Source organism: Serratia sp. NFX21 (genome assembly GCF_048517035.1).
GTDB classification, from domain to species: Bacteria; Pseudomonadota; Gammaproteobacteria; order Enterobacterales; family Enterobacteriaceae; genus Serratia; species Serratia quinivorans.
Genome location: NZ_CP183196.1, coordinates 2,170,415 through 2,185,429, shown reverse-complemented (window position 1 = coordinate 2,185,429; position 15,015 = coordinate 2,170,415). Strand labels below are relative to the sequence as shown.

Below are 15,015 nucleotides of genomic sequence, written 5' to 3'. Positions count from 1 at the left end.
TAGTCCCGCCTATTTAGGTTCAAGACTATCGGGTTTTTTATTGCCTGAATAAACTCCGCAGGAGAAAAATCACAGGGTTTGCGAGTAGCTAACCCATTTCGACATGTCCTGATGGGAGATATTTCCACCGCACACTACCATCCCAATGACGGCGTTAGCGGGAAGCTTGGGGGCAATAGCCATAGCCGCAGGTATCAGCGTCCCGGACGCCAGTTCAACCCATAATTTTGCATCTTCGCCAAAGGCCACCATTCCCTCTACCGCTGCCTTATCCGATACCACAACCACTTCCTCGATATAAGCTTGAGCATGGGCCAGCATCATTTCATCAATGACAGGCACGCCGAGGGTAGAGATAATTGAAGTCACCTCAATGTTCACCGGTTTGCCGGCGCGCAATGCCTGGTGCATCGAACTTGCCCCAGAGGTTTCAACCCCCCAAATTCTCATCTCTGGCCTTATGGCTTTTAGCGCAGTAGCCACACCAGCCAGCATACCGCCGCCGCCCACCGCAACCAGGACGTCGGTAAGTTCCGGGCAATCGGCAATGAACTCAAGTGCCAGGGTTCCGTGTCCTTCGGCGATCAGCGAGTCGTTGCAATCATCAATGACTACGTATCCCTGGTCAGCCAAAGCCTTGGCCCGCTCAAACGCAGCGTGAACATCAGATTCCACGATAACAGAGCTGCCCAGTTCCCCCACTCGGTCAATGGCGGTTGCCGGGGCACTTTTCGGCATAATAATAGTGACATCAGCCCCAAAGATCTTCGCCGCCTCGGCTATCGCAATGCCAAAATTACCGCCGCTCACCGCCACAAACCGGTTATCTTTAACATTATCCACCAGGCTCAAAAACTTGTTAAGCACGCCCCTGGCTTTAAAAGAACCCCCCAGCTGAGTATTTTCAAGTTTCAGGAAAACCGGCCTCTGTAGTTTTTCAGTCAGTTTCGGTGCTGGAATAGTGGCGGTGCGAATAACTTTCCCGTTGAGCCGTTCTGCTGCTTCAGTAATGGCGGTAAATTCAATTAATTTTGTCATTTTTGCCCAGTCAGGTGAATTTTATTGTTGCGCATATAAAGCTGACATTTTAATCCTGCAGCCTTTATCGGAATACACGTCAAACTACAGACTTTTACTGCCGTTTTCTATTGCTTCACGCCAGGGTGCGATAAACAAAAAAACCCGTCCGAGGGGCAATGGCCAACGGCGCAATGCACTCTCCAGACGGGTTCATTTTCGGGTAATCACTTAGCCGTGCTAATGGTTAGCACGCATCGGTATTACTTCTGTTCTGCCTTGCTGACGGTGTCTTCGGCTTTCCACACGCGGTATTTCACTTCCACGTCTTTCGGTGCGTAGACCACGATTGGCAGGCGGCTGTTGTAACGTTGCATGGCAGCGTCACCCAGGTTGGCAGCGATAAATTTCTGCTGTTTGGTATTGTCCGGGCAAGCCATCATGGTGGAAGCCGGTTCAGACAGTTTTTCCACTACCAGGTAGTCGTAACCCCAACCGGAAAGGGTTTTGGTTTCCAGCGTACCGCCAATCATGTGGCGGTTACAGTCCACTTCCAGCGTTTTGCCAATCAGCAGTTCAACCTTGAAATTCTCTTCGTGTTCCTGCTTCGGCAGGTAAATCACCTGGCGGCTCATGCCCTTTTCGGCTTTCGGGTAAGGAGCGACCTTTTCCAGCGGTTGCTTGCTGATATCGGTGTCTTCGGACGAGGTAGCAGCAATGGCGCTGGCGGAAACGGCCATCAGCAGGCCGGAAAATACAACGGATGCCTTGTTCATGTTTATATCCCTACAATTTATTAAATGCTCCGGGCATAAGCTAATACACTACCGGCAAGCTCGCCAGTAGTTTAATCTTCTTTACAATATGCAATGGCCAGTGGCAATAACCCACCAATGGCCATTAATTAGGATAAATCATTAACGAGTTGCGTTTTTGGCGATATAAGCTTTCACCACCTGATAGACATAATCCTGGCACGCCAGGCCAGTCTGCGGATCGTATTTACCCTGATTGGTAATATTGTTGGACAGCACGCGGATGCCGACAAAAGGGATGTTGAAGGATGCGGCGATCTGCGCAGCGGAGGCGGTCTCCATCTCTTCAACCGAGGTATGATAGTTTTCGTGGAAGTAACCAATACGGTCCAGTTCACTGTTCCACACATCGGCGGAACCAATAACCCCTTCAACCACCTTGCCCTGGGTATAGCCACTCTTCACACTTTCAGCTATCGCCAACAGTTTGGCGTCAGCCGGAAACTGACGGATGCTGTGGGCATTTTTATCTTCACCGGCACTGCCTTTCGAAGCCAGTAAATCCATCGGCTGCCATTGTCGCGAGTCACTGCCTTCCCCCGCCGCCTTCTTCGGTGTTTTAAACGCGCCCAGGCTGACCGAATACTTGCCCAATACGATGTCGTACACCTTCAGCGCCGGGTCGTGGCCACCGGCAGTTCCCTGATTGATAATTGCTACCGGATGAAATTGGGTTGCGGCAATAGCCGTCGCGGCCGCTGCATTCGACATGCCTTTCAGGGTTTCTGACACCACCACCGGATAGCCATCCACCGTGCCGCGCCAGAAACGCCAACCGCCAATCTGCTCTTCACGCGGGTTTTCCAGGCGTTGGGCAAAACGTTCTGCCTCTACCGGCATCGCGCCCTGCACCACAATCGGCCCGGTAACCTGCGCTGATACCAAAGGGGAAAAAACCGCACTACAGGCTGCCAACAGCGCCAAATTCAATTTTCTTGTCATCACCACATCATTCCAATAAAAAGCAAACGATTACCTTAGCCGAAAGCCAATAATCCGCCTATTGCTTTCTTAAGCTCGGTACTCTGGGCATTAAGGTTTTCTTAAGACAGAATTATTACAGTGGCAACATCCGTTAATGTCACCGAGCCTGCGCGTGAACCCAAAACCTTCATTAAATCAATCCTCAACAACACCCCAAATTAAGACTAACGCCCTTTACTCCCTGCCGGCATCCTTTTACCGTTGGCAGGTTTTGGGATTGGTAGTCAGTGGCTTGCTGTTCCTTTGGCTGTCGCGTAACGAACAATTGGACTGGGCTGTCAGCAATTACTGGTTCGATGCCACCAGCGGACATTTCCCCTGGCAGAACGATCGCTGGCTGGACCTGATTAACCACCGTTTGCTGAAAATTGGCGTTATTACCGGTGCGGTGCTGGCGCTGTTTTGGGGCATTTACCGCCGTAACCCGCGCATGATCGTCAGCATGTTGCTGATCGGCATTGGCCCATTGGTGGTCGGCATTCTTAAAGCCACCAGCGCACATTCCTGCCCATGGGATTTGATCGAATACGGCGGCAAGGCGATGTCCTACCCGCTGTTCGGCACCATTCCGACAGAGCCCGGGCCGGGCCGTTGCTTCCCTGGTGGTCATGCCTCCAGCGGTTTTGCGGTGATGGCGCTGTTTTTCCTGTTTTATCCGCAACGCCCGCGCCTGGCCTACTGGTGCTGGTTCGGCGGTATTGCGCTCGGCATGCTGATGGGTTTTGGTCAGGTGATGCGCGGCGCTCATTTTTTTACCCATAACCTGTGGGCGGGTTGGTGGGTTTGGCTCAGCCAACTGGCTGTTTATTGGATGGTGAGCGGGTATCTCCGCCGCAAGACGAGGTAAATATTATGGAGCAATTGAATTATCTTCTTTTCGCCTGGATCAACGCGACCCCGGCGTCCCCCGAGTGGTTGATTGATACCGCCACCTTTTTGGCGCGCGATCTGATCGCTATCGTACCTATGCTGATCGTTGGGCTATGGCTGTGGGGGCCGCAGAATCAACTGGTGTCGCAGCGTCAAGTGGTGGCCAAGACGACAATTGCTCTGCTGTTCGCCATGCTTGCCTCCGCGACCATTGGCATGCTGCTGCCGCACGAACGGCCGTTTGTGGCCGGTGTCGGTTATACTTTCCTGGCCCATGCGCCGGACAGCTCCTTCCCCAGCGATCACGGTACCGCCATCTTCACTTTCGCTCTGGCCTTTTTGTTCTGGCACCGGGTCTGGTCAGGCATTTTATTGCTGACTGTCGCGGCCGGCATTGCGTGGTCGCGCGTCTATCTGGGCGTACACTGGCCGCTGGATATGGTAGGCGGCTTCCTGCTCGGCCTGGTCGGCTGCCTGTTTGCTCAATTGGTCTGGAACCTGTTTGGCGATAGCATCGCCGACAAACTGACGCGCCTATACCGCTTCCTGTTCGCCTTCCCGATCCGCAAGGGCTGGGTGAAAGAGTAAGCCTGTATTTTGGCCGGGGCGGCACCGCCCCGGTTATCACACCACCCCGGTTGTCACGCAGAACTCCCGCGTTTTCCCCGCCCCGATCATCATTCTCGAGTGTTCACTTTGCCCTTGCGGACTACAGGTGGCCGGCTGAATGAACCTGAACAGGCGCTGATTTCCCTGCTGTGTAATGCGGCGCAGGCCATAATTGAACTGCTCGGTGGAGAAACGCGTAACATATCGCCTCCCCTTCGACGCCAACATATAGAACTCGGCCTGATCAACATACAGTGACAAATCGTCCGAGCACTGTAGCCCTTCTTCGGTGATGCTCCCCGGTGGCGTCAGCGCCGGCGTCGGCAGGTTCTGCCTGAACACCGCTGCGGGAATACAGCCGTAGTTAAGCTGGCAAACATAACTTAGCGGCAGGGGGCGGTCGGCAAGGTTGGTAATTTGCATATCAATGGAGAATTGAGCACTGTCCGCCGTCAAACGGACCGCCGGACGCAACCGACAATGTTGATGGGCAGATTCCCCACGGCCGTACAGCGCCAGCGTATCACCCTCAACCTGCAACCAGACAAGCTGCATGTCTAAGAATGAGCCACCCTGAGGTGACCAGGGGGAATGAAAGGCAACACTGCCGTCCGGTTTGCCCCCGAGAGTTTTGACACTGCGACGGCCCGACTTCAACGAGTAACCATCAAAATCGGCATCCCAAATCGTCAGCGCGCGGTAAGGCAATACTCGCAGTGAGCCACGGCGGTTTGCCAGCGTCAGCATCGGCCCTGCGGCTTCACAGTTAAAAGCGGTGACTACAAAATCCGCATTGCGGAAAACTTCATACGGTTGCGCTCCGAACTGTTCTGGCGCCAAATTTATTATCATATCCATACTTTTCCCCTGGGTGTTCACGCGAGTTATCCCGCGACCAACGCCTAAAATGTTACTTAAATAACATTTATCTCACCCCATGTTATACGTTAAACAGCCAAAAAACGATGATCTGGCATTCATTTTTAAACATCACTATGTTTGCCGCCAGTTAAATGTTATTATTCTAACATTACTCACATCCTGCTTTGATAAAACCTTAATAAGGAATCGAGATGACTACCGAAAACATTGATTACGCCCGCTATGTCGATCACACCCTGCTGGCGATGGATGCCACTGAAGAGCAAATCGCCAAACTGTGTGAAGAAGCGCAACAGCACAACTTCTACGCCGTCTGCGTTAACTCTGGTTACGTGCCATTGGCTGCGCACCTGCTGCAAGAAAGCGAAGTGAAAATCTGCTCGGTGATTGGTTTCCCGCTGGGTGCCGGCCTGACGGTAACCAAAGCTTTCGAAGCTAAAGCGGCAATTGCTGCCGGCGCGCAGGAAATTGACATGGTGATCAACGTGGGTTGGCTGAAAAGCGGCCTGCTGGATGAAGTTAAAGCCGACATCGCCGCAGTGCGCGAGGTTTGCGCGGCGATCCCGTTGAAGGTAATATTGGAAACCTGCCTGCTCAGCGATGCGCAGATCGTTCAGGTTTGTGAAATGTGTCGCGAACTCGATGTGGCCTTCGTTAAAACCTCTACCGGCTTCAGCACCGGCGGTGCTCGTGAAGAGCACGTCAAACTGATGCGCGCGACGGTGGGCAGTGAGATGGGCGTTAAAGCATCCGGCGCCGTGCGCGATCGCGCAACCGCCGAGAAGATGATCAAAGCAGGTGCAACGCGTATCGGCACCAGCTCTGGCGTAGCAATCGTTTCCGGTGATCAGGCCGCTGCCGGCAGCTACTGATAACCTGAGGCGTCTGGGTACCGGGCGCACGCCGTGATAATCTGATGCGGGGTAATAAGTTCAGCCAATGGCTGGGCCGCTATTACCCCGCATTTGTGTGTTCAGCCCTGATGAAACTTTCTTAACCCTGTGGGAAGACAGACAGATGGAAACGCGGCGCGAAGAACGTCTCAATCGATTAGTCCAGGCGTTAAAGCGCTCTGACAAGATCCACTTAAAAGAAGCCGCCGTCCTGTTGGGCGTGTCAGAAATGACCATTCGCCGCGATCTCAGCGCAGAACCGGCGGCCGTGGTTCTGCTGGGCGGTTACGTGGTGGCCGATCCGCGCAGTAACGGCGTGACCCACTATTTTGTTTCCGACCAAAAAGCCAAGCAGGTCACGGAAAAACGCCGTATCGGCCTGCTCGCCGCGCAGCTTATCAGCGAAAACGACACCGTATTTTTCGACTGCGGCACCACTACGCCGGCGATCATCGACGCAATCGCTGACGACCTGGTCTTCACCGCGGTCTGCCACTCACTCAATACCTTCCTGGCGTTACAGGACAAACCGAACTGCAAGGTGATCCTGTGCGGCGGCGAATTCAAGCCGAACAACTATATATTCACCGCCGTCGGCCGCCACAGCGAGCTGGATCATATCTGCCCCAATATCGCCTTTATCTCCGCCGCCGGTTTGAGCCTGCAGCATGGCGCAACCTGCTTTAACTTTGATGAACTGGAGATGAAGCACCGGGCGATAACGATGTCACAACAAAAAATCCTGGTGGCCGACCACAGTAAATTCGGCAAAACCAAACCCGCCTGCATCGGGCCATTGACTCAATTCGACCGGGTGATCACCGATCGCCAGCCTGACCCCGAGTTTGCGGAGTTTTTCAGCGAAAACGCGATCGCCATTCGTTTTTAATCTGCATCCAGCCGTCGACCCCGGTCGGCGGTGCTCTTCACCCCCCTTCTATCCCAGCAAGACTTTGGACAAATAACGTGCAATTGATTCGATTATTTTATTATCCCTACCCGAAAGCAGGTTAATAAATTGAAACAGTTTTGCAGGCTTATTCCTTCTGCGCAGATAAATCTTACGCAATATTACTTTTTCACTCTGCATAACAACGCTTTTATATGATAAATCGCAGTAGCGTCCGCGCGATAAATATCAACAATTACGCAACTAACGCGCTTTAAATATAACCAATCCAGCTTATTTATATGATGAATGATTAAGCAATTCTATCCGCTATCCACTTAACTAGTTTACCCACGTTATTAGCTGGATATTCAAAATAAATAAAATAAAAACAATACGTTAAGACAAATTTCGCTTTAAATCGCAATGTGATCTGTGTCACTAAAACCGCTTAATCCGGGTTTTTAGCTAGATCCAAACTCTCGCTTAAAATATATTGCTCGACTTGCTGACAACGGCAGCGTTTTATCTGGTTACAGATTGCTCATACCAGATAAACCCTGAAACATTGATGAGAGCGTTTTCAGCATGAAATCTTACACAAGCGCGCAACATATGCATGAAAAACCAATATAAACGCATTTAGCCGCACACATTACGCATTTGAGAGCATGATCACGGTTGTTTCTACTGTAAATCGTTATCTTGCCGCCAACGAAAATCGGCAGGCAATGACCTTCCGGCAGCAGTCCCGATACGACGCCCTATATAGGCTAAATATCATTTGATTAGTTATCCGGCACAACTGCCAAGGGTAATTAGACGATTAAACAACCAGGGGGACGCCAACCATCCCCGCAAGCAACATCTGATTCTTACCGATGCCGCCATCTGATATTGCGTCATTCGGATTTAACCTTAAGTTTTGCCTTTAATTTTAAATTAGCGTGTTCACTTCGGAGATATTTATGGACACTACACAGACCGGCACTATAGCCTCTGCGGCTTCTGGCTCTACCAGTACCTGGCGTAAAACCGACACCATGTGGATGTTGGGCCTGTATGGCACCGCGATTGGCGCGGGCGTTTTGTTCCTGCCAATCAACGCCGGTATCGGTGGTTTGATCCCCCTGATCATCATGGCCATCATTGCGTTCCCGATGACCTTCTTTGCGCACCGTGGCCTGTGCCGCTTCGTTCTTTCCGGCAAAAACGCCGGTGAAGACATCACCGAAGTCGTTGAAGAACACTTTGGTATCAGCGCCGGTAAGCTGATCACCCTGCTCTACTTCTTTGCCATTTACCCCATTCTGTTGGTTTACAGCGTCGCCATCACCAACACTGTCGACAGCTTCATTACCCACCAACTGGGGATGGCTTCGCCGCCACGTGCCATTTTGTCGTTGATCCTGATTGTCGGCCTGATGACTATCGTGCGTTTCGGCGAGCAGGCTATCGTGAAGACCATGAGTATCCTGGTGTTCCCGTTTGTCGCCGTATTGATGCTGCTGGCTGTGTACCTGATCCCGAACTGGACCACCGCCATCTTCGATAACGTTTCTCTGTCCGGCGCAGGCACGGGTATGGGTCATGGTCTGGTTATCACACTGTGGCTGGCGATCCCGGTGATGGTGTTCTCCTTCAACCACTCACCAATCATCTCTGCCTTTGCCGTAGCCAAGCGTGAAGAGTACGGTCAGGAAGAAGCCGAGAAGAAATGCTCCCGCATTCTGGGCTTCGCTCACATCATGATGGTGTTGACCGTAATGTTCTTCGTGTTCAGCTGCGTGCTGAGCCTGTCGCCGGAAAACCTGGCGGAAGCCAAGGCGCAGAACATCTCCATTCTGTCTTACCTGGCTAACCACTTTAATAACCCGATGATTGCCTACATCGCACCAGTTATCGCCTTTATCGCCATCACCAAATCGTTCCTCGGTCACTATCTGGGTGCACGTGAAGGCTTTAACGGTCTGATTGCCAAGTCGATGAAAAGCCGCGGTAAAACCATCAGCACCAACAAACTGAACCGCATCACCGCCCTGTTTATGCTGGTGACTACCTGGATTGTTGCGACCCTGAACCCAAGCATCCTCGGCATGATCGAGAATATGGGTGGCCCAATCATCGCCATGCTGCTGTTCCTGATGCCGATGTACGCTATCCGTAAAGTGCCGGCCATGCGCAAATACAGCGGCCACATCAGTAACGTGTTCGTGGTAGTGATGGGCCTGATCGCCATCTCCGCAATCCTGTACAGCTTCTAATCAAGCCCAGCCGGCGCTACCTTGCGCCGGCTTTTCAGCACGGCCCCCTTTCCTGCATTAACGCCTAACACCTGAAGAAGGAGGCGAGACCATGGTCAGCGTTTTCGATATTTTCAAAATTGGTATTGGCCCATCCAGCTCCCACACCGTCGGCCCGATGAAAGCCGGCAAGCTGTTTGTCGATGAATTGATTGCCAGCCAGCAGTTGATGGATACCACTCGCGTGGTGGTGGACGTCTACGGTTCGCTGTCGCTGACCGGCAAAGGTCACCACACCGATATCGCCATTATCATGGGGTTGGCGGGTAACCTGCCGCACGATGTTGATATCGACGGTATCGCCGGTTTTATCCGCGACGTTGAACAACGCGGCCGCCTGTTGCTGGCCAAGGGCCACCACGAGGTTGATTTCCCGCTGCAAACCAGCATGAATTTCAACAGCGATAATTTACCGCTGCACGAAAACGGCATGCGCATCAGCGCCTTCGCCGGTGAACAACTGTTACACAGCAAAACCTATTACTCTACCGGCGGCGGTTTTATCGTCGATGAAGAAAACTTCGGCCTGGCTGCGGCCAATCCGGTTCAGGTGCCCTTCCCGTTCAACTCGGCGCGAGACTTGCAGCAACACTGTAAAGACGCCGGTTTGTCGCTATCCGGCCTGGTGATGCAAAACGAATTGGCGCTGCACAGCAAGGCCGAGATCGACGCGCACTTCGCCGACGTCTGGCAGGTGATGCGCGCGGGCATCGAACGCGGTATGAACACCGAAGGTCTGTTGCCCGGACCGATGAAGGTTCAGCGCCGCGCCGCTGCCCTGCGCCGCCTGTTGGTGACCGGTGACAAGAACAATATCGATCCGATGAACGTGGTCGACTGGATCAACATGTTCGCCTTTGCCGTTAACGAAGAAAATGCTGCCGGTGGCCGTGTGGTCACCGCCCCGACCAACGGCGCCTGTGGCATCATCCCGGCGGTGCTGGCCTATTACGACCAGTTTATCCGCCCGGTAAACCCCAATTCCTACAGCCGTTATTTCCTGACGTCCGGTGTGATCGGTGCGCTGTACAAGATGAACGCTTCAATCTCCGGTGCCGAAGTGGGCTGTCAGGGCGAGGTGGGCGTCGCCTGCTCAATGGCCGCAGCAGGGTTGGCAGAATTGATGGGCGGCAGCCCGGCACAGGTTTGTATCGCGGCGGAGATCGCCATGGAACATCACCTGGGGCTAACCTGCGATCCGCTGGCCGGTCAGGTTCAGGTACCCTGTATCGAACGTAACGCGATTTCCGCGGTGAAGGCGGTCAATGCCGCACGTATGGCGCTACGCCGCACCAGTGAACCGCGCGTGTGCCTGGATAAGGTGATCGAAACCATGTATGAGACGGGCAAAGACATGAACGCCAAGTACCGCGAGACATCGCAAGGTGGATTGGCGATCAAGGTAGTGGCCTGTAACTGATAAAAAATGAGGGCGCAATCATCAATGACGGCGCCCTCTTCTTAAAGCTTATTGCTGTAACCCTTAACCAAACACGCTACCGAACCACTGGGTCAGCTTCATCATCACCATGTCCCAGATACGGCTGAAGAAGTTACCTTCTTTCACTTCCTGCATCGCCACCAGCGGATACTGTTCAATGGTTTTACCGTCAAGCTGGAAATCAATGGTGCCGACCACCTGATTTTTTGCCAGCGGGGCTTCCAGCGTCGGCTGGTTCAGCTTGTAACTGGCCTTCAGGTTTTTCATCTGCCCTTTCGGGATGGTAACGGCTGCGTCTTTCGCTACGCCCAATGGCACTTCGCCGACGTCGCCAAACCACACTTTCTGGGTCACAAACGGCTTGTCAGTTTTAATTGGCGTGGCGGTTTCGTAGAAGCGGAAACCCCAGGTCAGCAGTTTTTCACTTTCACTAAAGCGGATACGGTCGCTTGGCGCCCCCAACACTACCGAAATCAAACGCATTGGCCCGTCGGTAGCGGAGGCTACCAGGTTATGCCCGGCGCCACCGGTATAACCGGTTTTGATGCCATCGACGCTCAGGTTGGTGCTCCACAACAGACGGTTGCGGTTAACCTGACGAATTTTATTGAAGGTGAACTCTTTTTCTTTGTGCAACGCGTACTCATCCGGCACATCGCGGATCAGTGCCTGGCCGAGCAGCGCCATATCGCGTGCGGTGCTGTACTGCCCTTCCGCATCCAGGCCGTGCACCGTCAGGAAATGGGTATTCTGCAGGCCCAGAGATTTGGCGTAGTTGTTCATCAAGCCAACAAACGAATCCTGACTGCCCGCGACATAATCAGCCAACGCGATGCTGGCATCATTACCCGACTGAATAACGATGCCCTTGTTCAGTTCCATTACCGGCACCTGATCGCCCGGCTTGATAAACATCAACGAGGAGCCGCGCAGCGCCGGGTTGCCGGTTGCCCAGGCGTCCTTACCCACGGTCACCATATCCTCAGGTTTAATCTTGCCGGCCTTGATCGCCTGGCCGATCACATAGCTGGACATGATCTTGGTCAGACTGGCGGGGTCAAGACGGGTGTCGGCATTGCCTTCCGCCAGGATTTTTCCGCTGTTGTAATCCATCAGCACGTAGGCCTTGGCGTCAACCTGTGGCGCGGCCGGCGCTTCGGCCGCCTGAACAACAGGTACGGCCAGCAACAGTATGCTGACGCTAAAAGTTAATTTTTTCAGAGTGCTAGGTAAGTTTCTTTTCATCATGACGTCGCCAGAGTATCCATTCAAATCATTGAAATAGCGTTAACTTTCAAACATATTCACGTTTTCAGCCAACCAGCGAGAGTGGCCCGGCACGCATTTACCAACCGCAAACTCCCTGCGGCCCCATGACGGGTGAGCGGCGCACCGAAAATGCCCTTGCTGTGAGTTTATTAGATTCATCTTATTTTTGCAGGGTTTAGCATGAATTTTCATCATTTTTACATAACTGTACGCTGTTACGCGTAATTTGGATAAAAAGCCAGCCGTAAGTGTTTTTTTTATACTACTCACCGCTAAACGGCTGCACATCTAAACTGCTGAACATCTGCGCCTCCATACGTCCAAATAAGATTAATATATTCCAAAAATGCATATTGAACGGTTATTTGTTCTTTTTAATGCGCTTATTGGCAGAGCTATCATCCATATAACGGCTTTTAAACCGCATTATTTTGGAGACACCCCATGGCCATACCTCATTCCGTCATCGATATGATCGGCAACACTCCGATGCTGGAACTGACCGGGTTCGATACCGGCCCCTGTCGGCTGTTCGTCAAACTGGAGAATCAAAACCCCGGCGGTTCGATCAAGGACCGCGTGGCACTATCGATGATCGAACAGGCGGAGCGTGACGGCAGCCTGCAGCCAGGCGGTACCATCATTGAAGCCACCGCCGGCAATACCGGCCTGGGGCTGGCGCTGGTGGCTGCCCTGAAGGGATATAAACTGCTGCTGGTGGTACCGGACAAAATGAGCCGGGAGAAGATTTTCCATTTGCGTGCGCTGGGTGTGGAAGTTTTGCTGACCCGTTCCGACGTGGGCAAGGGCCACCCGGCTTACTATCAGGACTACGCCAAACGCCTGGCGAGCGAGACGCCCGGCGCGTTCTATATCGATCAGTTTAACAACCCTGCCAATCCGGCGGCCCATTCCCGCACCACCGCCCCGGAACTGTGGCAACAGATGGACCATCAGGTGGATGCTATCGTGGTCGGTGTCGGCTCCGGTGGCACGCTGGGCGGTCTTAGCCACTATTTTGCCGAAGTATCGCCGCAGACCGAATTTGTGCTGGCTGACCCGGCCGGTTCGATCCTGGCGGACTATCTTGATAACGGCCAGATAGGCGAGGCCGGCAGTTGGCTGGTGGAAGGCATAGGTGAGGATTTCGTCCCGCCGTTAAGCGATTTCAACCAGGTGCGCAACGCCTACCGCATCGGCGATGCCGAGGCCTTTACCACCGCACGCGACCTGCTGCGTAAAGAAGGTGTGCTGGCCGGCTCGTCTACCGGCACCCTGTTGGCCGCCGCGCTGCGCTATTGCCAGGCGCAGACAGAACCCAAGCGGGTGGTCACCTTCGTGTGCGACAGCGGCAACAAGTACCTGTCTAAAATGTATAACGATCACTGGATGCTGGAACAGGGCCTGTTGAGCAAACCACAACATGGCGATCTGCGCGATCTGATCGCCTACCGCCATGACGAGGGCGCGGCAGTGTCGGTGGCATCGGAAGATACTCTGGCGATCGTCCATGCCCGCATGCGGTTGTATGACATTTCACAGTTGCCGGTGCTGGAGGGCGATCGGGTGATCGGTCTGATCGACGAGTGGGATCTGCTGAATGCCGTGCAGGCAGACGCCAAACACTTCAGCCTGCCGGCCTCCCGCGCCATGACCCATTCGGTCAAAACCTTGCAAAAGGAAGCCAGCTATCAGGATTTGCTCGCCACCTTCAATCACGGCCACGTGGCGGTGGTACTTGACGGTGAGCGTTTCCTCGGTCTGATTACCCGCACAGACGTACTTAACGCCTGGCGCCAAAAATTACGTTAATAAGGATGATTGTATGGCCAAGTTTGATACGTTGACCGTTCACGCCGGCTATACGCCGGACGCTACCGGCGCAGTGATGCCGGCCATTTATGCCACCTCCACCTATGCCCAACCGGCACCGGGGGAGCATACCGGCTATGAATATTCGCGCAGCGCCAATCCAACACGTACCGCGTTGGAGAGTGCCATCGCCGAACTGGAAAGCGGCAGCCGCGGCTACGCTTTCGCTTCTGGCCTGGCGGCCTGCTCGACGGTGCTGGAGCTGCTCGATCAGGGCAGCCACCTGGTGGCGGTTGACGATCTGTACGGCGGGACCTATCGCCTGCTGGAAAAGGTGCGTAGCCGCACCGCCGGATTGCGTGTGACCTATGTTTCACCGGCGGACATTACCGCACTGGAGCAGGCGATCGAACCGGATACCAAAATGATCTGGGTGGAAACGCCGACCAATCCGCTGTTGAAGCTGGCGGACTTGAGTGCGATCGCGGCGATCGCCAAAAAACACGATTTAATCAGCGTGGCGGACAACACCTTCGCCTCACCTTATATTCAACGTCCGCTGGAACTCGGCTTTGACGTGGTGGTGCATTCCGCCACCAAATACCTCAATGGCCATTCCGACGTGGTGGCCGGTGTGGCCGCGGTAGGGAATAACCCGGAGTTGGCCGAACAGCTGGGTTTCCTGCAAAACGCGGTAGGTGGCATTCTCGATCCGTTCAGCAGCTTCCTGACGTTGCGCGGTATCCGCACGCTGGCGCTGCGCATGGAGCGTCACAGTAATAGCGCCTTGCGCATCGCCCAGTGGCTGGAAAGCCAACCGCAGGTGGAAGAAGTCTACTATCCGGGCCTGCCGAGCCATCCACAACACGCGCTGGCGGCGAAGCAGATGAGCAGTTTCGGCGGCATGATTTCGGTGCGCCTAAAAGGTGACGATGCCTTTGCCCGCCGGGTGATCAAGCGTTCAAAACTGTTCACCCTGGCAGAAAGTCTGGGCGGCGTGGAAAGCCTGATTAGCCAACCGTTCAGCATGACCCATGCGTCGATCCCGCTGGAGCAGCGGCTAAAAACCGGCATCACGCCACAGTTACTGCGTCTGTCGGTAGGCATTGAGGATGCGGATGATCTGATCGCCGATCTGCAGCAGGCTCTGGCGGAGTAATCGCGGCCCTGATGTAAAACCGTAGGGTCGAACATGTTCGACCCGATTTAACCCATTGGGCGCTGCATGCGG

The 15,015-nt window shown here is 53.8% G+C and carries 13 protein-coding genes; 8 read left to right on the top strand and 5 right to left on the bottom strand.

The window, feature by feature from the left end; all coding sequences use genetic code 11:
• Nucleotides 1–69: 69 nt before the first annotated feature.
• The 3 genes from ACNT1W_RS10330 to ACNT1W_RS10320 form a co-directional block, all read right to left on the bottom strand.
• Nucleotides 70–1,038 (bottom strand): threonine ammonia-lyase, encoded by a 969-nt coding sequence (locus tag ACNT1W_RS10330; protein WP_419246740.1) that lies wholly within the window; start codon nt 1,036–1,038, stop codon nt 70–72.
• A gap of 242 nt (nt 1,039–1,280) precedes the next feature.
• Nucleotides 1,281–1,793 carry a serine protease inhibitor ecotin gene (eco, locus tag ACNT1W_RS10325; RefSeq protein WP_012006070.1) on the bottom strand — a complete coding sequence of 171 codons (513 nt, stop codon included), beginning with the start codon at nt 1,791–1,793 and terminating at the stop codon, nt 1,281–1,283.
• A 141-nt stretch (nt 1,794–1,934) separates the two neighbouring features.
• Nucleotides 1,935–2,774 carry a 5'-methylthioadenosine/S-adenosylhomocysteine nucleosidase gene (locus ACNT1W_RS10320; RefSeq protein ID WP_026142286.1) on the bottom strand — a complete coding sequence of 280 codons (840 nt, stop codon included), beginning with the start codon at nt 2,772–2,774 and terminating at the stop codon, nt 1,935–1,937.
• Nucleotides 2,775–2,910: 136 nt separating this feature from the next.
• On the opposite strand from ACNT1W_RS10320, the gene ACNT1W_RS10315 reads away from it, so the two are divergent.
• Together ACNT1W_RS10315 and ybjG are read left to right on the top strand one after the other, a co-directional pair.
• The gene (locus tag ACNT1W_RS10315) at nt 2,911–3,663 is read left to right on the top strand and encodes a phosphatase PAP2 family protein (protein WP_371257884.1); all 753 of its coding nucleotides are present in this window, start codon (nt 2,911–2,913) and stop codon (nt 3,661–3,663) included.
• A gap of 5 nt (nt 3,664–3,668) precedes the next feature.
• Complete coding sequence (ybjG, locus tag ACNT1W_RS10310; protein ID WP_419246739.1) at nt 3,669–4,274, top strand: undecaprenyl-diphosphate phosphatase; 606 nt, start codon at nt 3,669–3,671, stop codon at nt 4,272–4,274.
• A gap of 36 nt (nt 4,275–4,310) precedes the next feature.
• Here the strand turns inward: ybjG and ACNT1W_RS10305 are convergent, their stop codons facing one another.
• Nucleotides 4,311–5,153: a hypothetical protein gene (locus tag ACNT1W_RS10305; protein WP_115182865.1), complete on the bottom strand. Its 843-nt coding sequence runs from the start codon at nt 5,151–5,153 to the stop codon at nt 4,311–4,313.
• A gap of 215 nt (nt 5,154–5,368) precedes the next feature.
• Here ACNT1W_RS10305 and deoC point away from each other — a divergent pair, with 215 nt between their 5' ends.
• From deoC to ACNT1W_RS10285, 4 genes are all read left to right on the top strand, one after another.
• A complete protein-coding gene (gene deoC / locus ACNT1W_RS10300) occupies nt 5,369–6,049 on the top strand; it encodes a deoxyribose-phosphate aldolase (RefSeq protein ID WP_012006065.1) in 681 nt (226 codons plus the stop codon).
• 145 nt (nt 6,050–6,194) lie between these two features.
• On the top strand, nt 6,195–6,959 hold the full coding sequence (gene deoR / locus ACNT1W_RS10295; protein WP_041418513.1) for a DNA-binding transcriptional repressor DeoR: 765 nt from the start codon (nt 6,195–6,197) through the stop codon (nt 6,957–6,959).
• Between the two features lie 968 nt (nt 6,960–7,927).
• On the top strand, nt 7,928–9,223 hold the full coding sequence (locus tag ACNT1W_RS10290; RefSeq protein ID WP_012006063.1) for an HAAAP family serine/threonine permease: 1,296 nt from the start codon (nt 7,928–7,930) through the stop codon (nt 9,221–9,223).
• A 91-nt stretch (nt 9,224–9,314) separates the two neighbouring features.
• A complete protein-coding gene (locus ACNT1W_RS10285; protein WP_012006062.1) occupies nt 9,315–10,682 on the top strand; it encodes an L-serine ammonia-lyase in 1,368 nt (455 codons plus the stop codon).
• Between the two features lie 63 nt (nt 10,683–10,745).
• On the opposite strand, the gene ACNT1W_RS10280 is transcribed toward ACNT1W_RS10285, so the two are convergent.
• The gene (locus ACNT1W_RS10280) at nt 10,746–11,951 is read right to left on the bottom strand and encodes a serine hydrolase (protein ID WP_012006061.1); all 1,206 of its coding nucleotides are present in this window, start codon (nt 11,949–11,951) and stop codon (nt 10,746–10,748) included.
• A gap of 465 nt (nt 11,952–12,416) precedes the next feature.
• On the opposite strand from ACNT1W_RS10280, the gene ACNT1W_RS10275 reads away from it, so the two are divergent.
• The gene (locus tag ACNT1W_RS10275) at nt 12,417–13,784 is read left to right on the top strand and encodes a pyridoxal-phosphate dependent enzyme (protein WP_135344463.1); all 1,368 of its coding nucleotides are present in this window, start codon (nt 12,417–12,419) and stop codon (nt 13,782–13,784) included.
• A 13-nt stretch (nt 13,785–13,797) separates the two neighbouring features.
• Entirely contained in the window at nt 13,798–14,943 is a 1,146-nt protein-coding gene (locus tag ACNT1W_RS10270) for a trans-sulfuration enzyme family protein (RefSeq protein ID WP_012006059.1), read from the top strand.
• Nucleotides 14,944–15,015 lie beyond the last annotated feature (72 nt).